This window comes from Mesorhizobium sp. YM1C-6-2 (assembly GCF_003666685.1).
Taxonomy (GTDB): domain Bacteria; phylum Pseudomonadota; class Alphaproteobacteria; order Rhizobiales; family Rhizobiaceae; genus Mesorhizobium_K.
Window position 1 is genome coordinate 526,955 of record NZ_RCIZ01000001.1, and the last position, 23,679, is coordinate 550,633.

12 protein-coding genes and 1 pseudogene are annotated in these 23,679 nt (G+C 61.0%); 8 read left to right on the forward strand and 5 right to left on the reverse strand.

Annotated features, from left to right (window positions below; genetic code table 11):
* Nucleotides 1-8: 8 nt before the first annotated feature.
* From D8676_RS27185 to D8676_RS27190, 3 genes and pseudogenes are all read left to right on the forward strand, one after another.
* Nucleotides 9-6,956: an autotransporter outer membrane beta-barrel domain-containing protein gene (locus D8676_RS27185; protein WP_183096940.1), complete on the forward strand. Its 6,948-nt coding sequence runs from the start codon at nt 9-11 to the stop codon at nt 6,954-6,956.
* Nucleotides 6,957-7,142: 186 nt separating this feature from the next.
* Nucleotides 7,143-8,707 (forward strand): annotated as a pseudogene (locus tag D8676_RS02670) (arylsulfatase).
* 113 nt (nt 8,708-8,820) lie between these two features.
* Entirely contained in the window at nt 8,821-8,979 is a 159-nt protein-coding gene (locus D8676_RS27190) for a hypothetical protein (protein ID WP_183096941.1), read from the forward strand.
* A gap of 101 nt (nt 8,980-9,080) precedes the next feature.
* Here D8676_RS27190 and D8676_RS02675 read toward each other — a convergent pair whose 3' ends face one another.
* The 5 genes from D8676_RS02675 to D8676_RS02695 form a co-directional block, all read right to left on the reverse strand.
* Nucleotides 9,081-10,391, reverse strand: coding sequence for an HlyD family type I secretion periplasmic adaptor subunit (locus tag D8676_RS02675; protein ID WP_121579269.1), 1,311 nt, complete (start codon nt 10,389-10,391; stop codon nt 9,081-9,083).
* Entirely contained in the window at nt 10,381-12,150 is a 1,770-nt protein-coding gene (locus tag D8676_RS02680) for a type I secretion system permease/ATPase (protein WP_121579724.1), read from the reverse strand. Before D8676_RS02680 ends, D8676_RS02675 begins: the two co-directional genes overlap by 11 nt.
* Nucleotides 12,151-12,707: 557 nt before the next feature.
* The gene (locus D8676_RS02685) at nt 12,708-14,090 is read right to left on the reverse strand and encodes an O-antigen ligase family protein (RefSeq protein ID WP_147448138.1); all 1,383 of its coding nucleotides are present in this window, start codon (nt 14,088-14,090) and stop codon (nt 12,708-12,710) included.
* Nucleotides 14,091-14,096: 6 nt separating this feature from the next.
* Nucleotides 14,097-15,119 (reverse strand): glycosyltransferase family 4 protein, encoded by a 1,023-nt coding sequence (locus D8676_RS02690; RefSeq protein ID WP_245426584.1) that lies wholly within the window; start codon nt 15,117-15,119, stop codon nt 14,097-14,099.
* 202 nt (nt 15,120-15,321) lie between these two features.
* Complete coding sequence (locus D8676_RS02695; protein WP_183096943.1) at nt 15,322-17,430, reverse strand: tyrosine-protein kinase domain-containing protein; 2,109 nt, start codon at nt 17,428-17,430, stop codon at nt 15,322-15,324.
* Nucleotides 17,431-17,791: 361 nt separating this feature from the next.
* Here D8676_RS02695 and D8676_RS02700 point away from each other — a divergent pair, with 361 nt between their 5' ends.
* The 5 genes from D8676_RS02700 (at nt 17,792) to D8676_RS02720 (ending at nt 23,629) form a co-directional block, all read left to right on the forward strand.
* Nucleotides 17,792-19,078, forward strand: coding sequence for a polysaccharide biosynthesis/export family protein (locus tag D8676_RS02700; protein ID WP_121579273.1), 1,287 nt, complete (start codon nt 17,792-17,794; stop codon nt 19,076-19,078).
* Nucleotides 19,079-19,174: 96 nt separating this feature from the next.
* Nucleotides 19,175-20,383 carry a glycosyltransferase gene (locus D8676_RS02705; RefSeq protein ID WP_121579274.1) on the forward strand — a complete coding sequence of 403 codons (1,209 nt, stop codon included), beginning with the start codon at nt 19,175-19,177 and terminating at the stop codon, nt 20,381-20,383.
* Nucleotides 20,319-21,491 (forward strand): glycosyltransferase, encoded by a 1,173-nt coding sequence (locus D8676_RS02710; RefSeq protein WP_183096944.1) that lies wholly within the window; start codon nt 20,319-20,321, stop codon nt 21,489-21,491. Before D8676_RS02705 ends, D8676_RS02710 begins: the two co-directional genes overlap by 65 nt.
* A complete protein-coding gene (locus tag D8676_RS02715; RefSeq protein WP_121579276.1) occupies nt 21,466-22,938 on the forward strand; it encodes a glycosyltransferase family 2 protein in 1,473 nt (490 codons plus the stop codon). The genes D8676_RS02710 and D8676_RS02715 overlap by 26 nt, the downstream gene beginning before the upstream one ends.
* A complete protein-coding gene (locus tag D8676_RS02720; RefSeq protein ID WP_121579277.1) occupies nt 22,925-23,629 on the forward strand; it encodes a class I SAM-dependent methyltransferase in 705 nt (234 codons plus the stop codon). Before D8676_RS02715 ends, D8676_RS02720 begins: the two co-directional genes overlap by 14 nt.
* Nucleotides 23,630-23,679 lie beyond the last annotated feature (50 nt).

Below are 23,679 nucleotides of genomic sequence, written 5' to 3' on the forward strand. Positions count from 1 at the left end.
CTGTCTCGATGAACGACCGCCGCGAGGACATCACCATGTCGACCCCATCCAAAGCTGAACGCGCTCGCCGGGCGCGCCTCCTGGGATCCGTGACCTTCATCGTCGGCCTGTGGCCGTTCGTCCCGGCGGCAGGACAGACGATCAGTCCGACGACCTGTCCCAGCGGTGTTCAAGCGGACAACTGCTATCAGGGTAACTACACTGACACCGTCATCAATGATCAGCGATACGGTGGTTCCATCGGCGAGGGCGGCGAGGCAGGCGAGGGCGGCGAGGCAGGCGGCGTTGGCCCCGACCTGAACGACTACAATGGGGCGAATATCACCGTCCAGAACGATGCGTGGCTAAACCAGCTGATCACGATGACATCCGACGGCGGCACCGGCTCCAACGAAGTCGGCGAAAGCGGCAGCAGCGGCAATGGCGGTAACGGGGGCAACATCACGCTGGACAACGAGGGCGCGCTGACCTGGCAGGCCGGTGAGGCAAGTGACCAAGTAATCGTCATCTCGATCGTGTCCGGCGGCGCCTCGGCTCTAACGCCCGACGAGCACGGCGATGGTGGCGAAGGCGGCAACGGAGGCACGATCACAGTCACCAACAATGGCTGGATCGAGGTCAACGGCATAGTGAACTATGGCGTCATCGGTCTCGATGCCGATGCGTCGGGCGGTAATGGTGCCGACAGGAACGAAGGCTCGGAGAACCAGGAGGGCGGTAACGGTGGGCACGGCGGCGTCGTCACCGTCACGAATAACAACGGCATTTTTCTGGGTTCTCCGAGTTCACAAGGCGGCGGCGCCCTCCAAGGCTCTGAAAGAGCTCGCGGCATCAGCGCCACCAGCAACGGCGGCAACGGCGGCTGGGGCGGTTACGGCAACAATGACGACACCGCCAGGCAGGGCAATGGCGGTAACGGCAACAATGTGACGGTGACAAACACGGGTGAGATCTACATCTACTGGGTCCCCAACGACGATGGCACGTCCGACGAGTTGATCGGCATCAAAGCCGACTCGCTGGGTGGCAACGGCGCCGACTCGGATCATGATGAGGAAAGCGGCGGCAACGGCGGCGCGGCCGGCGACGTGACGGTGCAGAACAGCGCCGACATCACGGTGTTTTCCCAAGACCCCTCGCAGCCGGTGAGCGGCGGCGGCATCGTCGCGCGGAGCCTGGGCGGCTATGGCGGCGTAGGCAATCAGCAAGGCGATGACGATACCGACGGCCGCGGCGGCGTCGGCGGCAATGCAGGCGGCGGCGACGGCCTCGGCACCATCTCGGTCACCCACAGTGGGACTGCCGCGATCGTCACCACAGGGAACGAGTTGTCGGGTATCCTGGCCGAATCGCGCGGTGGTGCCGGCGGCAGCGGTGGCAGCGGCTTTTCCGAGAACAACTCGAGCGGTGGGCCGGGGGGACTGGGCAGCATCATCATTGTCGACCTGAAGGACCAGGCCAGCATCTCGACCGACGGCAGCGAGGCTTCCGGCATCCTGGCGCAGAGCGTCGGCGGCACTGGCGGGGACGGCGGCAACGACGGTGGCCTGGTCGGCGAGGCTGGCGGCGCCGGCTATGGCGGCAACAGCAACACGGTCACCATCACCACCGAAGCTGGGAACAGCGTCACCACGCAAGGCAACTTCTCTGTCGGTATCGGCGGACAGTCGCTCGGCGGCGGCGGCGGCACAGGTGGCGATTTTTACGGCGTACTGGGCGGCTCCGGCGGCGATGGCGGGCGTGGCGGCGACTCCGAAGCTGTCACCATCACGGCAGCCGGCACCGTGACGACGGGCGGCGAGCATTCTTACGGCCTGATGGGCCAGTCGGTTGCGGGTGGCGGCGGCGCCGGCGGCATCTCCACTGGAACCGTCTCCCTGGGCGGCGACGGCGCGGCCGGCGGGACCGCTGGCATCGTGACGATCAGCAATTCAGGCACGGTCAACACCACCGGCTACGCCTCGTACGGCATCCTGGCGCAGTCGATCGCCGGGGGCGGTGGGGCCGGCGGGGTGTCGGGGGGCGTTCTCTCGATCGGCGGTAACGCGGCCGCAAACAATACTGCGAACGGGAATAGCGTTACGGTAACGCAGACGGGTACGGTCAAGACCACGGGCGCCGCGGCCACCGGCGTGCGGGCGCAATCGATCGGCGGTGGCGGTGGCAGCGGCGCCGGCTCGGTCGGCATCGCCAGTGTCGGTGGCCAGGGCGGCAGCGGCGGCGATGGCGGCACGGTCGATCTTCACCTCGATGCCGGTAGCATCGGTACCAGCGGCAATTTCGCCGCCGCCGTGGTGGCGCAGTCGGCCGGCGGCGGCGGCGGTAGCGGCGGTGATGCGTTCGATGCGTCCCTCGGCGTGAATCTGGGTGTGGGTGGCAGCGGTGAGGTCGGCGGTGACGGCCAAGCAGTGACGGTGGACGTCGGCAACTTCGTCTCCCTTTCCACATTGGGTGACAATGCCCACGGCATCCTTGCTCATTCGATCGGCGGCGGCGGTGGCGATGGCGGCAATGCCACTTCCCTAGGCATCTCGTTCGTCGACCTGTCGATCGGCGGCAGCGGCGATGGTGGTGGCGATGGCGGCACGGTCATCGTGAATGCCAATCCGGAGAGCACGTTGTCGACCCAAGGCTCCCACAGCATCGGGGTCCTTGCTCAGTCGATCGGCGGCGGCGGCGGCAATGGCGGCAATGCCTTTGGCTTCGACGTCAGCCTCAACATCGCCGCTTCGGTCGCCGTCGGCGGCAAGGCTGGTGGTGGCGGTGCGGGCGAGGCTGTCACGGTAAACTGGCAAGACAGCAGCATTACGACCGGGAGCAACCTCCTCGCGGCGGTCCTTGCCGCCGAAGATGGACAACCTATCGCAATCACCGACCAGGCAACCAATGCCTATGGCATCGTGGCGCAGTCGATCGGCGGTGGTGGCGGCAATGGCGGCTCCGCCGCCGTAGATCAGATCGTCCTCTCCATTCCGGATCCGGATCCTGAGACGCCGATCCCGACCATCAACCTGACCTCGGCCGTCGGCGGCGCCGGTGGCGCCGGCGGCAAGGGCGGCGAGGTCGACGTCACTGTCGCCGCCGGCGAGGTCGTCACCTATGGCGCGGGTTCGCATTCCATTCTTGCGCAGTCGGTCGGCGGCGGCGGCGGCACCGGCGGTGATGGCACCGCGCTGGGCGTCTCGGCAGCGATCCCGTTCACCGAAACCACCTCACCCACCATCGATCTGAGTTTTAGCCTGGGCGGCAGCGGCGGTGCCGCCGGCGATGCCGAGGCCGTCAACGTCAAGGTGGGCGATACAGCGACCTCGCCGACGACGGTTGCCACCTTCGGCGACAATGCCAACGCGGTGGTTGCGCAGTCGATCGGCGGTGGCGGTGGTGATGCCGGCGCGGGCAGCAGCTCGACCTACAATCTAGGCGAAGCCAAGAGCGCCACACTGACCCTGGGCCTCGGCGGCAAGGGCAGCGGCGGCGGCACCGGCGGCACCGTGGATGTAGCGGTCGCCGAACTCGCCCAGATCCAGACAGTCGGCTCCGGCTCGCGGGGCATTGTGGCTCAGTCGATCAGCGGCGGCGGCGGCACCTCGCAGGGCGGTACCGGCGCGCTTTCCGCCGGCCCCTTCATAGCCACGGTACAGGTCGGCCGGCCTGGTGGCGGTGGTGGCGATGGCAACACGGTGACCGTCGACAACGCTGGCACCATCCAGACCTTCGGTGGCGACGGCGACGGCATCCTCGCGCAGTCGATCGGCGGCGGCGGCGGCCTGGGTGGCAGCTTCGGCGCCGATGGCTCGCTCGACGATCCGAACTGGATCGATTTCGTCAAGGATATACAGCATGTGATCAAGGGCATCGACGACGGTGCGGCCTCCTACACCACGTCCGTCGCGGTTGGTGGCCAGGGCGGCACGGGCGGCGCCGGCGGCGAGGTCAATATCACCAACACCGGCACCGTCAACACGGTCGGCGACTGGGCCGATGGCATCGTCGCGCAGTCGATCGGCGGTGGTGGCGGTGTCGGCGGCACGGCCGTCGCCGACGGCAGCCAGCAAACCGTCTCGGCCAATGTCGGCGTCGGCGGCCAGGGCGGCGGCGGCGGCGCCGGCGGTGCGGTCAACATCGATGGCATCGGCACAATCAGCACTCAGGGCTACGCCGCCTATGGTCTCCTGGCGCAGTCGATCGGCGGCGGCGGCGGCCAGGGCGGCGACGGTTCCAACAAGGCGACAGGCAGGATCACGGTGGGCAGCGGCGCCGGTGGTGGTGGAGGCAACGCCGGTGACGGTGGCGCCGTGCAGTTGGGCGTCGGGCAGCAGGTCACCGGCATGGTCACGACGCATGGTGTCGACGCGCACGCGGTGGTGGTGCAATCGATCGGCGGCGGCGGCGGTGTCGGCGGAGCCGGCAACAGCCAGTCGGCGGAGGTGTTTCCGAACGGCGCCTTCGAAATCGTAGTCGGCGGCGGAGGCGGCTCCAGCGGCAGCGGTGGTTCCGTCACGGTCGGCGATCCCTATGCTGGCTCGAACCTCGACATCACCACCTACGGCGCGCGTGCCTTTGGCCTGGTAGCACAGTCGATCGGTGGCGGCGGCGGGATCGGCGGCGTCGCCGGCGGCAATGCGGACGTCATCTCGTCCCTCGTCCTGGGCGGGCAGGGCGGCGGCGTCCTTAACGGCGGCACGGTCACCGTCAATTTCCTCGACGGCGACGTCACGACTCATGGCAGCGGAGCGCATGCCGTGGTGTTGCAATCGATCGGCGGTGGCGGCGGCATCGGTGGCCACATGGGGACTTCGCCGATCTCCCTCGGCGGTAACAGCCCTGGCAGTTACGGCGATGGTGAAGACGTCACGATCTCGGCCAACTACGGAAACATCACCACGACAGGTGACGACGCCTTCGGCATCCTGGCCCAGTCGATCGGCGGCGGCGGCGGTTTCGGCGGTGATAGCGGCGGCGGCTTTGCCGGCTCCAACGGTAACCTCGATGCGGCGGCTGCTCAAAGCGGTAATGTAACCATTTCCAAAGAGGGTGGCAGTGTCTCTGCCACCGGTCAGAACTCGATCGCCATCTTTGCCCAGAGCGATTCCGGCGGCCAGGGCAGCGGCACGATTGCCATCACGGTCTCGGACGCCATCGTTACCGGCGGCTCGAGCACCCAGGGTGCCGGCGTCTGGGTCGACGAGGGAAGCTCTTCGAACTCGCTACACGTCTCGGACGGCAGCATTTCGGCGTATTCCGGCAACGCGATTGTCTACACCGGCAGCGCCACGCTCAACGTCAAACTGACCGATGGCGGCACGATCCAAGGCAACGTCGACCTGCGCGGCGACGCGGAGGAGTCGGCTCGCCTGGAAAGTGCCGATGGCGTCCTTCAGGTCGGCGAACTAGGCCTTCTGGAAAACGCTGGCGGGGTCCTCCTGGCCGGCGAGTTGCTCGACGCGAATGTGATGAACGGCGGCCTCCTGCAAGTAGGCGGTGTCGGTGGCGTGCCGCTTGGTCCGACCGTGGCGAGCAACGACGTCGAGAAGGTCGCTTCTGCCGCCGGAGTGCTGGAGGCGACACGGGTCGGTGGTGATTTAACGCAGGAGGCGAACGGCGTTCTGGCGTTCGATGCCGACTTTGTCGGCTCCCGCATGGACCACCTGACCATCGCCGGCGACGCCATGCTGGACGGCAAGCTCGCGGTGAACGCCATTAGCGTCCTACCCGGCCTCACACTGTCTTTCCTCACCGCCGAGGGCGCGCTGGACCATTCCTTGGACGCGGAATCGGCGCTCTATGACTACGTCATCAGCCAGGCCGGAAACGAGCTGTCGGTCTCGGCTGCCGGTGCCCACTTCGCCGAGCCGGACTTCTCGCTGAATGACGACCAGGACAAGATCGCCGATCATCTGCAGAAGATATGGGATGCCGGAGGCGGTCCCTTCGGCACGCTGTTCGGCACGCTCGGCACCCTCGCCGACGACGACGGGGACAGCTACGCATCCGCCCTGTCCGACATGTCACCCGGCGTTTCGGGCGCTGCCGCGGCCGGCAGTATCGCCATGACACAGCAGCGTCTCGATCTGCTGTTGAGCTGTCCGATGTTTGCCGGCAGCACCTCGATGCTGGTCGAGACGGAGTGCGCCTGGGCCCAGGCCGATGTACAAGCGCTCGACCAGAAGGCCAGCGGCGGCATATCGGGCTTCGATGCGACGACCTACGCTCTTCGGGCCGGGACCCAGTTCGAGGTGGCGCCGAACTGGTTCGTCGGTTTCGCCGGCGGCTATGACCGCAGCGACATTCGCGGCGACGACGGCCGGGTCAACGCCGATGGCGACACCCTCTATGCCGGCGTCTCGCTGAAGCATGAGATCGGCCCATGGCTGCTGTCGGGCGCCGTCGCCGGCAGCTACGGCTGGTACGACAACACGCGCCTGATCCGGATTCCGGGCTTCGAGGCTCGGGCCGAGGGCGATCCGGACGTCTACAATCTAAGCGCCCGGGTGCGCGCCGCCTACACCTTCGCGCAGGACCCTTATTACGTGCGGCCGCTGGTAGATTTTGACCTGATCTACTCGCATGCCAGCGGCTATCGCGAGTCGGGCGCCGGCATGCTCGACCTGCAGGTCGACGATGCCGGCCAATGGAGCTTCCATGCGACGCCGGCGGTCGAGGTCGGCACACGCGTGGAGGTGAACGAGACGACGGTGATGCGGGCGTTTGCCGGTGCCGGAGTGAGCTTCAGCAGCATCGACAGCTGGGATACATCCGCGCGGCTGGCCAGTGCACCCGCCGGGATCGGCACGTTCGACAGCGAGGTGCCGTTGGCGGACGTCGTGGGACGGCTGACTGCAGGCGTCGATCTCGCCAACGACAATGGCTTCAGTGTGCGCGCACAATATTCGGGTTCGTTCTCAGACACGTACACCAGCCATGGCGGCTCGCTGCGCTTGAGTCATAAGTTTTGAAGAAGCCCCGGAGACGGTTGATACGCCTGCCTGGCAAACAATCTGCCCGGCAATGCTGCCCCACTTGCCGGCCGCTTCGGCGCTTCGACACAGGCAGAGCCTGCCAGCTCTAGGGCAATCAGAAGGACAAGGAACGCTATGAAGATGTCTAGGAAACTCTGGATCAGCCTCTCGTCGGCCGTCTTCATGGCGTCGAGCGCACCGGTAGGGGCCCAGGACCAGGGCCAACCCAATATCGTGGTCATCATGGGTGATGATATCGGGATGTGGAATATCGGCGCCTATCACCGCGGCATGATGGCGGGCAAGACACCAAATCTCGATCGGCTCGCGAACGAAGGCATGATGTTCACTGACTATTATGCCGAGGCAAGCTGTACTGCCGGCCGCGCGGCATTCATCACCGGCGAACTACCTGTCCGTACCGGCATGACAACCGTCGGACAGGCTGGCGCGCCGATCGGACTTCCGGCGCAGGCGGTGACAATTGCGACGGCGCTCAAAGACATGGGTTATGCCACCGGGCAGTTCGGCAAGAATCATCTCGGAGACAAGAACGAATTCCTGCCTACGGTGCATGGCTTCGATGAGTTCTTCGGCTACCTCTACCATCTGGACGCGATGGAAGATCCTTGCCAGCCGAACTACCCGCAGGAATTGAGGCCGCAGCTCGGACCACGGAACATGATTCACAGCTGGGCTGCCGACGTCGACGACAGTGCCGTGGATCCCCGCTGGGGGAAGGTCGGAAAACAACGGATCGAAGATGCAGGCGAATTGTGTCCGGATCGCATGGAGACCGTCGACGACGAGATTCTCGAGCGGACGCTCAGCTTCATCGACAAGGCGGAGGCGGACGACAAGCCGTTCTTCCTTTGGCTCAATCCCACGCGCATGCATATCGTGACGCATCTGTCGGCGAAGTACGAAGGCTTGCGCAATTCGGACAATGGGTGGTCGATCCAGGAAGCCGGGATGGCGCAACTAGACGACATCGTCGGTTCGGTCATGCAGAAGCTGGAAGCCATCGGTGAAGAGGACAATACGATCCTGGTCTTCACCACTGACAACGGCACCGAGCTCTTTACCTGGCCCGATGGCGGAATGACGCCGTTCGCCCAGAGCAAGGGCACGGTCATGGAGGGCGGCTTCCGCGTGCCGACAATCGTCCGCTGGCCGGGCAAGACGCCGGACGGCAAGGTCGAAAACGGGATCATGTCCGGCCTTGACTGGTTCCCGACTTTCCTCGCGGCCGCCGGCAATACCAACATTGTCGAAGAGTTGAAGTCGGGCAAGAAGATCGGGGAAAATACCTATAAGGTTCATCTCGACGGTTACAATCAGCTGGACATGCTTACGGGGAAGGGCCCGTCGAACAGGAACGAGGTCTGGTACTTCGGCGAAAGTCAGCTTGGCGCCGTCCGCATAGGCGACTACAAATTCCGCTTTATCGACCAGCCGCAGGGTTGGCTGGGCGGCAAGACGAGTGTCTCCGCGCGCCCTACCTCACGAACTTGCGCCTTGATCCGTTCGAGCGGGCCGGCTGGCCAGACAGCGGGACCAAGGATGGGTCGCTGCAATATTTCGATTGGTTCAAATACGAGTTCTGGCGCTTCGTATTTGTCCAGCACCAGGTGGAGCAGCTTGCCAAGTCTGCCGTCGAATTCCCGCCAATGCAGAAGGGCGCAAGCTTCAACCTGGACGCTGTGAAAGCCAAGATTGCCGAGGCTCAAGCGGCTATGGGCAAGTAGCCTCGGGACAATGGCGATATGGCAGGCGGCGGCTCTTTGTCGCCTGTCTCTCGAAGGTGCCAGGTTGTCGGCAACGCCGCCTCTCCGCTGCCCCGCGAATACGAGGTGAAAACATGAGCCTCATGAACGATTTCGTTTCCAGGACTCTCAAACCGTTTCTGATCGTGTTCGGCTTGGCGACGTGCGGGACGTTGCCCTTTGCGATCGACATCAAATTGATCACGCCGTTGCTTGGCGGGCTCGTGGACTACACGCCTTCAAGCGTACCATGATCCAATGCGCGGAGCAGGCGATCGACTGACTATCTGCGGATTGCGGGCATACCACAGCAAGGTAAACTAGAAATTGCCTAGCTAAGAACCGCTTCGGCGCATCAACTCTCCCGGAAAGCCCTCTGAATTTGGTCCGAGAGTGGCTTAACGATATACGACAATATTGTCCGGCTCCCAGTGGAAAAGAATACCTCAGTTGGCATACCAGGACCCAACGACAAACCTTTTAGCTTAGCTAATTCATCCCCTGGAAGTCGGATGTTTGCCTTGTAGTAGCTAAGGCCAGTGCGCTCATCGGTCATAAGATCAGGTGAAATATTGGAGAGAATGCCAGTCAGCTCTGGTGTGGTTTGCTGATTGAAAGCGGAAAGTCGCACCACGGCATTTTGCCCCGGTGAGACTTGATCGATGTCTTGCGGCGCAACGCGCGCCTCGACCGTTAGATCGTCGGCAGTCGGGACGACGAGCATGATCTGCTCTCCAGGCGCTATGACGCCTCCGATGGTATGTGCAGCAAGCTGGTAAACGATCCCGTCCTGCGGGCTGCGAATGTCGATGCGTTTAAGTTGATCCTCCGCGGTCGTCCTTCGTTCCACGAACTCGGATATCTGGCCCTGGACCTCACGTAATTCGGTAGCGACCTCTTTACGCAAATCCTGATCGATCTGCATGATCTGCAGTTCAATTTCCGTCAAACGACCCTTGGCCTGGGCTATCGAGGAGGTGAGTTGTCCGTGTTCACCTTCGAGCTTCACGGCATCGCGTTCGAGCGCGGTCATTCGCTGGATCGAGACCATTTTTTTCTGCCAGAGCTTTCTGACGCCTTCGAGTTCGATTTTGACCAGTTCTATCTCTCGGCGTTTAGCGTCGCGTTGCTGCGTCAGCCCAGAGACCTCGTCGGCAAGTTGGCCGATCCGCTCATTGAGCTGCGATTTCTGTCCGGCGCGGGCGTCTCGGCGAAATTCGAACAGCGATTTTTCTCCGGACATACTGCGGGCAACTATTGGATCCGCGATCCTTTGTTCCAGCGCGTCAGGAAAAGTGATCTCGTCGTTGCCGTCGCGTTCGGCCACGAGACGCGCGAGACGCGCTTCGAATTCGTCCAACCCCTTCGCTACGATTGCCAAGTTGGCGCGGGGGACCGTGTCGTCGAGGTGAATGAGAATATCCCCGGCCTTCACCGCGTCTCCTTCCCGGACCTTGATTTCACCTACAACACCTCCGGTTGGGTGCTGGACCTTCTTCACGCTTGAATTGACCACCAGCGTTCCAGAAGCGATGACAGCGCCCGAAAATTTGATGCCTGCAGCAAGACCTCCCACGCCGCCGATCAAAAGGACGCATGATGCTACGCCAATGGTCAGGTACCGACGTATCGTCTTCTTGTTGGCGAGTGTTCCATCATCGGACATTACGAGCGCCTCCTTCTGTCGCGGGGACAACTTTCAGCGGAACAGCGTTCGTCAGCGAGCGGGTAGCCTTGTCCAACACTTCATGCTTTGGACCGAAAGCCCGAACCTGGCCGTTCGCCATGGCAAGCACTTGATCCAGGCTGGCAAGCGCGCTTGGCCTATGGGCTACTACGATGGCTATGCCATTACGGTCGCGGATAGCTTGGATAGCCGCGGTCAAACCGGCCTCTCCTTCCGCATCCAGGTTGGAATTCGGCTCATCGAGAACGACAAGAAACGGATCGCCATAGAGCGCGCGGGCGAGTGCAATTCGTTGCCTTTGGCCGGCCGAGAGGGCAGAGCCTGCCTCTCCAATGCGGGTCTCATAGCCATCCGGGAGACGCACGATGAGATCATGGACCCCCGCAGTCCGTGCGGCACTAAGAATTTTCTCGGAAGGTGCATCAGGCTGAAAGCGAGCGATGTTCTCGGCAATGGTGCCGTCGAACAATTGCACGTCCTGGGGAAGGTATCCTATATGCTGGCCCAGCTCCTCCTCCTCCCACTGGTTCAACGTGGCACCATCAAGTCTGACGGTTCCGGATACCGGTGACCATACTCCGGCGAGGGTACGTGCAAGGGACGACTTTCCTGATGCGCTCGGTCCTATGATGCCGAGGCCGCTTCCTGCCGCCAGGGCGAAGGTGGCATCTCGCACGACGGTCTTCGGCACCCCGGGCGGCGCGATGCTCAGGCCCTTTACTGCCAGTAACCGGGTAGGAGGTGGCAGGACAACGCTGGTTCGGTCTTCCGGCAGGAGTTCAAGCAACCGCGTCAGGCGGCTCCAACCCTGTCTCGCCGCTACAAAACCCTTCCAATGGGCAATGGCTAGCTCGATAGGGGCCAAGGCTCGACTCATCATGATCGAGCTTGCGATCATGATGCCGCCAGTTGCCTGCTGGTGAATGACCAGGTAGGCGCCGATTGCCAGCACGCCCGATTGCAGCACCATGCGCAGGATCTTCGAGATCGTTCCAAGGGTTCCCGCGACATCGCTCGCCTTGGTGTGAGCATCGAGGTATTCTGCGTTTGTAGCCGACCAGCGTTTTGCAACGCGCTGACCAAAACCCATGGCTTGCAAGACCTCGGCATTACGCCGAGTGGCTTCAGCCAAGGAACTGCGAATTGCGGCATGCCCGCCTGCAATCTGCGTAGGGCCCTTCGTGCGGGCTTCCGCCAGGAGCGTCAGCCCAAAAAGCAGGGCCGCCCCGCCAAGCGCAGTGACGCCGATCCAAAAATGAAAGACAAAGCAGATGCCGATATAGAGTGGCACCCATGGCAGATCGAAGAGCGCGGTCGGACCTGCCCCGGACAGGAACGAACGAAGCTGATCCAGATCACGCAGCGACTGAAGACCGTCACCGGGAAGCTTGGTACGAAGAGGCAAACGCATCAACGCTGCGTAGACCTGCGAGGAGACCATGCCATCGAGTCCCCTTCCAACTCGAACAAGCAGCCGCGATCGAACGAGTTCGAGAATTCCCTGAAACGTGTACAGCGTCCCCGCAAGCACGGCCAAACCCAAAAGGGTAGGCATGCTCCGGCCGGGAATGACCCGGTCGTAGACCTGGAGCATGAAAAACGAGCCGGTAAGTGCAAGAACGTTGATGACGCCGCTCATGACGCCAATGCCCATGAGGGCAGAGCGGAATGAAGCCAGAGCCGTCACGATGCTAAGTCGCGGCGACCCGGATTGTTGAGAGGAATTGCGCAAACTCATACCTTGTGCTGGTAGATCGTGAAGGCTGGCCATAGCGATGTCCTTCAACAGGATGTTGTGGACATCGTATGATATCAGGGCGTCGCTTCCGGTTGACTTGCCGACGATAGAACGAAAGCAAAGTCGTCGTATGTATATCAGCCACAGTATCGATTACGTCAGCCGACCCAAGCTCAGCAATCCTGCCCGAAATCGGATGCAGGGATGAAGGCGTCATAGTGTCGCTGCGAACCATAACTTCCATAAACGATTCTAAAACCGAAGAAGATTCTTCAACCTCAGATCGCATTGCAAATTCTACTTGCAATGAACTTCCGTAACGTCATAGCATGATTTGTGGGAATGGCTACGGAGCTTGTGATCGACGCCCTGCTAGCGTGCGTCGCCGTCAACATGTCAGTCATGTTGTGACCTCTAAAAATAAATAGCCCCTGAAATCTCTCCCGGCAAAAGCTCTAGCACCCAAATTGGTATCGAAATGCGGCACGCAGCCACGATATCAAAGGCTTTGTCAGATTAACGCGACCGATCTCAGCGCTCTGGAGAGGAGAGAATTTTCAGTTCGCGTCCGGGCTACGCGGCTTGCCCGGGGTGAGCAATCCGGCCGGAAACACGAGCAACCCCAGGAGTATGAAGAATGTCGGATGGGCATCCATGCCGCCGCCCTTCGACCATGAAGCGAAGTAACCTACGGACACACCTAGCAGTAGAGGAAAATAGCCTGCGATCATTGCATCGCGAGTATACAATCTGCGGCGGTACCAAAAGAACTGCCACACGGCGAGAATTATGGCGCTAGCGTAGAGGAAGATACCGAGCAGGCCTGTCTCTACTGCTACCTCGAGTAGAGGACTATGACTCGGCACATCCGGACGATGAGCGTAGGTGCTCGTCAGGGAAGCGATATATCGATGGAGTTCGGATGGGCCGTTGCCGATTCCCACCCCGGTCCACAAGTTGTCCCGTATAAGCAGCAAACTGGCATGCCACAGCAAAACGCGTCCTCCCAGGTCTCCGCCCTCATGTTCCTGGAAGCGTTGGACGAGGACATCCGTGATGCCGGGTGCAACGGCAAGCAAGCCAGCCACCAGTATTACTCCCACGATACCGAACGGCCTCATGGGCTTGTGGAAGAAGAACGCGAGCAGCACGAGCAGGAGCGAGATGGAACTTCCCCGGGACCCGCTGAGAGCCACGAGGCCCAGGGTGCAAAGGATGAAGAAAATGCTGAGCACCAAGTGGAATGTGTGTCTCGGGCCGGACGAGCGCAACACCGGCCAAATCTGACCGGGAAGCGTCAGGACTAGGGCCACACCGAAGAGGTTCTCATTCATGCCCAGGACCTGCAACCTCTCGCCAGGCTGCAAAGCGCCCGTGAAAGCTGCGTGCAGTCCGCCCAGGACTAGGATCCAGCCCATCACCTTCAGGACGCGCATTAGTCCGTCTATGGCTGCGATCGATCTGACCTGTTCAGATATGAGCAGCAGCAGAATGAACCCGCTGACATAAGCGACGAGTTCCTTGCGGGCCAGGACGAGATCTGGAGCCCAAAGCAGCGTGACGATCGCCCAGACAAGATAGAGGGTCAGCAGAACGCATACGGCGTTCCAGTGAATGTGCTGTCGCTGAACGACGACCTTCAGCAGCCACGCTCCCAACGCTAGAGCGAGAGCCGAATTGACAGCGAGAGTGTAGACAATCTCGAACCGAAGCTCCATCGGCATCAGCGCAAGGAAGATCGCGACATTCAGTGCGATCAGGGGCCGTTGGATCAGATAGAGACCGATAGCGGCAGCGCCGGCTCCACCAACGGCCAGGATCGGAGCCCGAGGATCGCCCCACAGGATCAGTACGGAAGACATCAGGAGCGCAAGCAGGACGGCCGAGGCACCATACAGCAGGCTCATCGGCGGCGATAATATGCGAAGAAGATTCAGCACCGCCCGTCACCCATCTTCGACGGTAACATGACGCTCCTGCCCCGGTGCGAAGCCCGATCGTAATCCGGGAAGAGCCCCTTCCAGGGCCTGGCACACCGCCTTGAGGCTATGCTGCCGACGAACATAGGACAGCGCGACTTCTCCGTACTTCTGATTGAGCGCCTTCGTTCGAGCAAGCGCATCTACATCATGGACCAATTGGGTCACGGTTCCGCTGACGAAACCCATTCCCTCCTGCTCGATCACTCCTCCCGGATCCACCGACAACGACACCACCGGAACCCCCACGCTCCACGCCTCAAGCATAGTGTTGGGAAAGCCCTCATCGCAGGATGTATTTACCAGTATTTTGCTTTCAGAAAGCAGAGAGAGCACCTTGTCGTCGCGCTGCGGGCCGTAGAAAATCAGGTTTTCCAGGCTGGACATCCGCTGCTCGAGCGCTGCCTGTATGGTGCTGCCTACCGTGGGATCGAATCCGCCTACTACTGCAAAGCGCAGGCGGGGCAGAGCTTCCGCCAAATCCACGAACAGATGGAGCTGTTTGCTCGTTCGGATCTTCGCAATCCAGATCGCATCAATGGTGGTCGTGTCGTAGACGCGAGGGTATTCGCGAACCGAGCGCACCAGATTTGGCACGTGCGCCGCGCGCTCCCGCAAATGCGGATTGAGGCTAGCCGATTGCTGGCAGTGCTGAACCGCAATCACGTCGGCACTTCGCAAGGCAAGGCTGAATAGCGGAGCGTGAAGCCATTTCTTGTGATCGTACGCGGTCCAAGGCGAGCAATGAAGATCATGGGCCAAGGCATACATGAAGCGCGTATCCCGGTGGCATTTGGCAAAAAGGCCCATGAGGCAAAGAAAATCGGTTGGAAGGCGCGCATAGAGAACATCCGGGCGCAACATGTCCATGGCGCGCCAGAATGCCGGGAGACTTGCAGGAGATCGCCACGCTGGTGCCGCCTCGATGCAGGTGACCCCCGAAATCTTGATGAGAGACCCTGATTGCCCGTCGCCATATATGAGGCCCACCTCGTGCCCAAGGCCCGCAAGAGCCGTGGCGAGATGGGCTATCTGTGCTTCAGCGCCACCTGAAGAGCGAGTATCGCCGCCGAGGACCTGCGTCGATCTGTATCCAGGGGAAACAAAGCACCACCGCAAAGTTCGGCTCCTGCTTAGGCGGTAACGCATAGAGAGCTGATCGCCATCCGTGAGCGGTAGACAATGAGCTCGGTCAACTCCAAAGCCCGGAGCGTGAATACTGTCTTTGATGCCTATCCAGGAATTCACCCATGTCCCCGAGCCGATACCGTGCATGCTGTTTCAGATGGACGCGCGTCAGCACCGCGTAAACATTGCTCAGACTCTCGAATCGATTGGAGTGCCGCAGTTGCTGCAGGGCATTGTCGGCGACCTCGCGTCTGGTGCTTCCCCAGCGCACCGCGAAGATCACCTTGTCGGCCACAGTCGAAAGGACGCGGGCTTCCGCGGTGAAGGTCGGCAGGCCATCGATGATGACGCAATCGTAGCTTTCACGCAGCCGCTGACAAATCTCCACGATTTTCTGCGCTGCAGCAACCGAAGGCTGATCGGCGCCTGTCCGGCGCACTGGAAGATAGTCGCATTCCAAATCTGGGATTCGGCCAATCGGCCCGGCACTTGTATGTCCCAGTGGGGGATGGGTGGATGCATTTTCGTTCACGACCATTTTGAATGCCTCTGCGCCATCGGGATCCTGGAGGTCGCGGTCGATCAGGAGCACGCGGCGGCCAAGGCGCGCCGCGCAGGCTGCGAAGCCAGTGGCGAGCGTCGTCTTGCCCTCGCCTGGTACACTGGACGTCACGAGGATAACCATCGGCTCGGCCCTCGGACCAGCCGACTGGAGCGTTGCGGCCACGATGGAGTAGATGGCCTGGCCATAAGCCGACGAGACTCCATCGAACAGATAACGAGCGCTTCGGCGGCGGTAAGCCCGGGGAATATCCGGGACGAGGCCTATGCAGGAGACCCCTAGGGCCTCGACCACATCGCGTTCGCTCCGCAGCGTACGGTCCATACGCTCGAGAAAAACTGCGATAGCCACTCCAAACGCCGAGAAGGCGATCAGTCCTGCCGGAATGAAGAGGATCGGGTTGATCGAGCTCGGGCGGGAAGGCGCTCGGGCAGATGCGAGGACATGCGCTGCCACTGTCGAGTTATCTTGCTCCTCGGTTATTTCCTGCTTGCGTCGAAGAAGACTGTCGTAATGTTCTGCGGCGGAGGCTGCTTGGCGCTCGAGGAAGCGAAGTTCGGTTTCAGAGCCGAGGCGGTCGGCGGCGCCGCTCTGCAGTGATTTCAGATATTCCTCCAGCATCGACGATTGTGCGCGAACAACCTCCGTCTCATTGTCCAGCCGCGCCTGCGGAGGCTCATTTTCCAGGTTGCCGGGCGAAGCTGGTTCTGGAGTCGGCATCCCGCTGCCTTCGGCCTTCTCTTGCCCTGTGACCCCGGCATCATGAGAAGCATCGACGGCAGCCTCTCTTACCGCTATCTCGGATTTCGCACGTGCAAGCTGCCGCCTTGTTTGGGCGATTAGTTCAGCGTCCACCTCGGAGCTATTCGTCCCATGGACAATGCGGAACGATTGCACCCTCTCTTCCGCTTGGCGAACCTCAGCTTTGACCGCCACTAGGCGCCGGTCCAGCCAACCGAGCAACCGTTCAGCCTCCCGCCGGTTCTGATCCTTCAGTTCTTCGATATGAAGATCGACGAACTGGTTCGCGATGACGGCCGCCTTTTGGGGATTCTTGTCGGTGTAGCTGACGGAGATGATGCGGGAGCGCCGTTCTTGGCTGACCGTTGTGTGGGCCCTGAGTTCCCCGACGCTGGGAATGCCTGGCCGTACGTCACCAGCTTCCGGCGCATCCGGTGTAGAAAAAATGCTTTTGATAGAGCCGATGAACGCACGAAGCCCTGCCCGTAGTTTTCCGATGGAACTCCTCAGTGCCGACGTCTTTTCCGGCGTGTCCGATTGAAAGACCGGGTGATCGGCCAAGCTGGCTTGCACAGAACGGAAATGATCCTCGGCAGTTAGAATAGCGATAGCCGTGTCGATCACGGTCGGATCGACGGTTTCGAAAATGGTTGTACGTGTTGAGCTCGGATCGCGCGGGCCAGCGTCCATCACGATCTGAGCTGTTGCCGTGTACGAGGGCGGGACGGCTAAGGCGGCAATGACAGTTACGAAAGTACCGAGTACCGCGATGGCGCCGATTAAAATCCTGTGCCGTTTTATAACGTCGACGATTTCGGAGAATTGACCTCCGGAATCACGTCGTGAATCAGAAAGCTCCTGACCGTCCATTCGAGAGTATTTTCCGCCGGGGACTTTAACGCGTTCCATATTTTGCGGCCTTGTAACCTACCCCGAGATGCTGATGGCCCCCTTGGCCTTGGACGACATAATTCGGACGCTGCCCTGCATTTTGCAGTCAATTGAAAGTCAAACCTAAGAAGCCCGCTGACAGGCGTCTTCATTCGTTCGGATGATGCCGACAAGCGGGAAGGAGTTGCGACCCCGAGGCGGGCTCCGAGATATTTGGGCTCCGTCCTACCGGCCTTCCTCTCCTGCAATCGAATGAAGACACTGGAAACCCTGTTGCTACTGTTCGCCATGTTCGAAGCGGATCGACGGACTCACGAGCAAAAAAAGCGTCGGTGATGCCATGAAGATCACAAGGTCAGGCGAATGGCGCCGCGCGCTAACCGTTGGCTGGCTTCCACTTGTGTTCGCGCTTGTGTGCAATGCAGCCGCAACGGAATACAAGCTCGCGCCAGGAGATGTGGTGGAGGTCACCATCGCCGGGTTGCCGGAGTGGCGTAACCGTGTCGCCGTCCAGCTCGATGGAACGATATCTCTGCCGACCCTTGGGGTCATCGAAATCGCAGGTCTGACGGCGTCAGAAATGCGGAATCGGATCGCTGCCGTCTTGCCGACACGACTCTTCCGGCAGTGGACGCCCGAGGGGCGCGAATATACGGTCCTGGTTCTCCCAACCGATATCGCCGCAACCGTTGTCGAATACCGGCCGATCTACGTCGATGGCGACGTCCTCACGCCAGGCCAATACGCGTTCCGTCCCCTGATGTCGGTCCGTCAGGCTGTGGCCCTCTCCGGGGGCTACAGCACGGTCCGGGCGAGTCCCGCGGGATTCAGTCCCGACCGAACGATGGACTTGCGCGAAGCCTACAATCTTCAAGCGTTGGAATATGCGAGAGAAACCGTGCACCTGCTGCGTCTGCAGGCCGAATTGAGCGACGCGGACACATTCGAAAAGGAAATCCCGGCAGACTTGCCGGTTCCGGCTGCTACTCTCGCGAACCTCATTCAGTCCGAACGGGAATCGCTGAAAATCGCACTGGAGAACCACGGCCAAGAGATTGGCTCTATTCGTGCAGCGATGAAACAAGCGGATGAGCAGATCGCAATCCTTGCTCAACAGGAAAAGAAGGAAGAAAGCGGAGCACAGGCTGATGCGAAAGAGCTTGAAGATCTCACCGCGTATTTCAAGGCCGGCAACACGTCCAGTGCGCGCGTAACGGAGGCACGCCGCGCGGTGCTGCTGTCCTCCACGCGCCAGCTTCAGACCACTGTCAACATGATGGAGCTCCAAAGGGGACGGCAGGGCTTGGCGCGGAGTCTCGACGGGACGATAAATTTGCGTCGGATCGAACTTCTTGGAAACATTCGAGAGACGAGTGGGAGATTGGCTGAAGCGGAATTGCGATTGAAGGCCGCCAGCGAGAAGCTTCGGTCCGGCGGGATCAATTCATCCCCTCAGATGCTCGGAACGGCTGCGCAACCCGAAATCACGATCATGCGCAAACTCGGTCAGGACTGGCGCCGCAGTCCGGCTGATGAGCAGACCGAGCTACTCCCGGGCGATGTCGTCGAAGTCTTGCTCCGTTCCACTCAGATGCCAGGGAGTGTGGCGACGATCGGGGAGAGATAAAGGAATGTCGCGAAGCCGGCAGCCTACGCAACGGCCAGTTTCGAGCCAAGGGTCGACAACAGAGCTGGAACTCACGTCCGAGAGGGAGTTTGACTGATGCAACACGGTCCGACGCGGGCGACGCAGCCGGAGGCCGTCGCCGTGGTCGTCGGCCAACTCGGGCAAGGCGGAACCGAGAGGCAACTCTATCATTTTCTCGCGCATTGTGATTTCGCCCGATGGGTCCCTACCGTCTACGTGTCTGGCGAACTCGGGTTCTGGGAAATTCCAATCCGAGAGCTCGGCATTCCTGTCGTGCTGCTGAAGGGCCGGCCTCTGGATAAGATGCGGCAATTGCGTGCAGCATGCATCGCCCGGAAAACGCGATGCCTCTTCTCGTGGTCGTCCTACACCAACGTCTTCGCGCTCGCCTTGGCCGGGCTCGGTGTCCGAAGCATCGGATCGTTCCGTAACGCATTGTTTGCTGACCTGCCGACAGGACTGCGCGGATTATGGTCGTGGATGAGCTTGGCCGGCATCTCTGTCGCGGTCTGCAATTCGCGCGAGACCCAGGAGCAACTTACGCACCGCCTCGGCGCGAAAAGACGCGTTGTCTATGTGCCCAACGCGGTCGAGATTTTCCCGCCTGATCGGATGGCTCGGTGGCGCACCGAGTGGCGTCGACGGCTTGATCTGCGCGATGACGCGGTGTTGGTGCTTGGAGTGGGTCGGCTGGCGCCTCAGAAGCGCTTCGACCGCTTCATCGACACGATCGCGAGGGTTGGTCGGCACAGCAGGGTGCAGGCCGCGATCGCCGGAAAAGATCTCGGCTGCCTTGACGAGTTGAAGCGCCAGGTGGCGCGCCTGGGGCTCGACGACAGGGTGCGCTTTCTCGGCAGTGTGCCAGATGCTCGAGAACTCATCTGCGCGGCCGACATTTTCCTGCTGTCTTCCGATCACGAGGGCATGCCCAACGTTGTGTTGGAAGCCATGGCAGCGAGTGTGCCCTGTGTCGCAACGCGAGTGAACGGCGTCGGCGACATTATCCAGAACGGCGTGACCGGGGTCATAGCCGAATCCGATCCGGAAGAGTTGTCGCGCCATGTCCTTCGTCTTGCGAAAAACGCTGGCTTACGGCGCAAGATCGGTGCCCTTGCGCGCGCCTGGGTCGAGCAGAAGTTCCAGCCGAAATCGGTCACCAGCCAACTCTGGACGTTATGCGCGGCGGCAAGCGACGCCGATACAAAGGAGTGGATTGGGCATGCGACTCGCAATCTTCGTCGACCAGGTTTTCCGACGCGAGGGCGACACTCTTTCGACGGATGAGCCTTACATCCTTTTTCCGGCCAGTTTCATCGAGTCCGTCGACGAGATCGTCTTCATCGGGCGTGAGGCAAGGCAAGCTGGGCGCGGGCCCTATGTGCTTGACCATCCGGCGATCACGCTATGCCCTCTTCCATACTATCCGAATCTGTATCAACTCTGGCGCCTCAGCCCCCGCACATTCCTCGAAATCCGCCGCCGAATTTCCGAGCAAGCACGAAGCTGGGATGCGATCCTGATTGGCGGTCCGCATCCAATCGGGCAGATGATCGCGAAGGAGTGTATCGCCCTCGGCGTGCCAGTTGGCCTGGTGGTGCGCCAGAACCTGGTCCAGCAGATGGGCGCGCATCGGGGTTTGAAACGCCTTGCTGCCATGGCGGCCGCAAGAGCACTTGATTGGCATTTCAAACGGCTTGCGCGTGACCGGACGGTTTTCACCGTCGGCGGAGACCTCACCCGGGAATACCGCCGCTTCAGCAACCGGGTGCACGAACATATGCCCTGTCTGATGAGGGACGCACAGCTCAGGACCTTTGCAGAAATGTGCTCCGGGTCCGATCCAACAAGGTTGATCTGCGTCGGCCGTCTCGCTCCCGAAAAGGGACATCAGGTTCTTCTCGAAGCACTCGCACACCTTAAGCAGCGCGGCGTGCGATGCCACCTCGAGGTCGTTGGAACAGGCCCGCTTGAGCCGGAGCTCAAGGCTCGGTCAATGACTCTTGGACTCAGCGATACCGTCACATTCCACGGTTTCGTGTCTTACGGGCCGGCTTTGTTCGAACTTTACCGACAAGCTGGAGCGCTCGTGCTCCCATCCTTCACGGAGGGCTTTCCGCAGGTCATCAATGAGTCGTTATGCATTGGCCTACCGACGATCGCGACTGCCGTGGGCGGCATCCCGCTTTTCCTGACCGACGAAGAAACGGCCATGCTTGTTCCGCCAGGCGACGTCGCAGCGCTTGCAGGTGCGATTGAGCAAGTGGTGCGCCGTCCGGAATTACGGGAACGTTTGCGCAGCAATGGGCGCAAGCTGATGGTCGACAATACCTTGGAAGCAAATCGCGAACGGATGATTGGAGTGCTTCATGCCGAAGTCTTCAAGACCGCCTGAATATCGGTCTGCGCTCGCCGATTACCCGGAACCACCAGTCCCCGAGCAGCCGACCGTTGGCATAGTCATCCCGATCTGCGACGAGATCGCGCATATCGAGGCACTCGCTGCAGATGTTTTCAACCAGGATTACCCCTCGATTGCCGAAATCTGGTTCGTTGATGCCGGGTCAACCGATGGAACGCTCAAGGTGCTGCAAAAGATGCAGACGGTCGACCCGCGTGTGCGCGTCCTCGACAATCCGCGTCGCAGCCCCGCCGCAGCCATCAATTTGGCGCTTCCCCACATCCGGACCAACATCGTCCTGCGTCTTGACGCCCACGCCCGCTACCAACCGGACGTCGTCCGGCAAAGCGTCGCGGCACTGCACGCGACCGGCGCAGGGGGGGTAGGAGCGATCGCGCGTCCATTGCCTGCACGATCGATCGTTGGTCGCGCAATCGTTGCGGCGCACAGAAGCCCTTTCGGCATCGGAGTTGCCAAGTTCCGAAGAGAAGGAGCCTCAGGATGGACCGATACGATCTGGAACGGCTGCTACTGGAAGTATATCGTCGATCGAGTCGGCCCACTACGCGAAGATCTGTGGCGCGCCGAGGATAACGACTTCAACCAGAGAATCCGGCGGCTTGGCTATGGCCTCTATCTTTCGCCGGAAATCCGGGCCTTCTATCAGCCTCGCCAGTCCTTGCCTGCGCTCTGCAAGCAATATTTTTGCAATGGACTCGGCGGCGCGCTCGCCTTGGCCGAGAATTGGCGTGCATTGCGGCTTCGTCATCTCGCTCCGCTCGCCTTGGTAGCAAGCTTGTCAATTCCGTTGGCGGCATCCCTATTCTGGCCTCCCGCGCTGCTCGCCTCAGCAGGGATGCTGTTGCTTTATGGGACTGCTTTGTTGTCCGCCACCTTGCTGGCCGCTTGCACAGCGCCCGGCATGCATCTGCTCCTCTTTCCCATGGTACTGGTGACGGTCCACCTGAGCTATGGATGCGGCTCACTTTGCGGACTCGCTTCGCGGTCCCGCTCCCTTGTGACTCGCCTTTCAGATTCGACTGCTCGTTCCAGCAGACCCCGCCGAAAGTCTGATTGGCTCCGCCCTGTGATGGTCTTCGGGCTTGCGCCGGGCGTCTTCTATTTCTTGCTGGCTTCCAGTGCTGTGTCGACAGAACCAGCCGTATGGCCTGCGCCGAGTTTGGAACGCATTGGCCGCGGCGCTGCTCCTGGCGATGGGATGACGATCGAGCTTGATGCCGCTCGCGGTGAAACCGAGACGTTCCAGATTGGATTCGCGCGTCGGTCTCCCGTCTATGTGGCGCGGTCCAGTTCCGACCTGCGCGGATCGAACCGGCCACTCGGCCCCGGACGGTACGCCGATGCGTTGATCCGGCTGGTACAGGAACGATCACTTTGGTGGCAGGCGGCCACCAGGGAGGGCTTCAGTGAGCGGCGATGAAATCAACAGGCTTCGAGAAATCTACACCGAAGCTCTGCGGGACAGGCGGTGGGATGTCGACAACCCCGGCCGTCAGCAGATGGCCAAGGAACGGAGTAAGGCAATCGAAACTTTGTTAGGTGCTCGGCTCGCCCGTCCTCTCCACGAATGCCGGGTTCTGGACGTTGGATGCGGCTACGGCAATCAGCTCGGCTGGTTTAACGAGCGTGGAGTGCAGCCCGAAAATCTTTTTGGGGTAGATCTCTTGGCTGCTCATATCGAGAGTGCACGCAAACGCTATCCGACTTTCAACTTCATGCAATCGAATGCTGAGCAGCTGAACTTCCCAAGTGACTCTTTCGACATAATTGTCGCTTTCACCATTTTCTCATCTCTGATCGACAGCAGAATGGCAGAAAACGTTGCAGCCGAAATGCTCAGGGTGCTCAAGAAATCAGGAGCCATCTTGTGGTATGATCTACGCTATCCCAACCCGAGGAACTCTTCGGTCAGGGCAATGACAAGAAGACGGATCAACTGCCTGTTTCCGGGGATGGCCATACAGCTCAAGTCGATTTCCCTGCTTCCTCAACTGGCAGATGGCCTAGGGGCGACGGCAGCCACGACCTATCCGCTCCTGGCTGGCATTCCACTCTTGCGACCTCATTACATTGGACTGTTGTCCGCAACCCCAAGTGCCCCCGGTTCCTAAAACGCCATCGACCGGCACGAGAACCAAGGAACTTTCGCAGCTGACTAGGG

What these genes read in the sequence shown, in the direction of transcription:
- D8676_RS02700 (WP_121579273.1), top strand. Translation starts at nt 17,792, where the DNA reads ATGAAGATCACAAGGTCAGGCGAATGGCGCCGCGCGCTAACCGTTGGC.
- D8676_RS02675 (WP_121579269.1), bottom strand. Translation starts at nt 10,391, where the DNA reads ATGTCCGATGATGGAACACTCGCCAACAAGAAGACGATACGTCGGTAC.
- D8676_RS02710 (WP_183096944.1), top strand. Translation starts at nt 20,319, where the DNA reads ATGCGACTCGCAATCTTCGTCGACCAGGTTTTCCGACGCGAGGGCGAC.
- D8676_RS02705 (WP_121579274.1), top strand. Translation starts at nt 19,175, where the DNA reads ATGCAACACGGTCCGACGCGGGCGACGCAGCCGGAGGCCGTCGCCGTG.
- D8676_RS02695 (WP_183096943.1), bottom strand. Translation starts at nt 17,430, where the DNA reads ATGGACGGTCAGGAGCTTTCTGATTCACGACGTGATTCCGGAGGTCAA.
- D8676_RS02715 (WP_121579276.1), top strand. Translation starts at nt 21,466, where the DNA reads ATGCCGAAGTCTTCAAGACCGCCTGAATATCGGTCTGCGCTCGCCGAT.
- D8676_RS27185 (WP_183096940.1), top strand. Translation starts at nt 9, where the DNA reads ATGAACGACCGCCGCGAGGACATCACCATGTCGACCCCATCCAAAGCT.
- D8676_RS27190 (WP_183096941.1), top strand. Translation starts at nt 8,821, where the DNA reads ATGAGCCTCATGAACGATTTCGTTTCCAGGACTCTCAAACCGTTTCTG.
- D8676_RS02680 (WP_121579724.1), bottom strand. Translation starts at nt 12,150, where the DNA reads ATGAGTTTGCGCAATTCCTCTCAACAATCCGGGTCGCCGCGACTTAGC.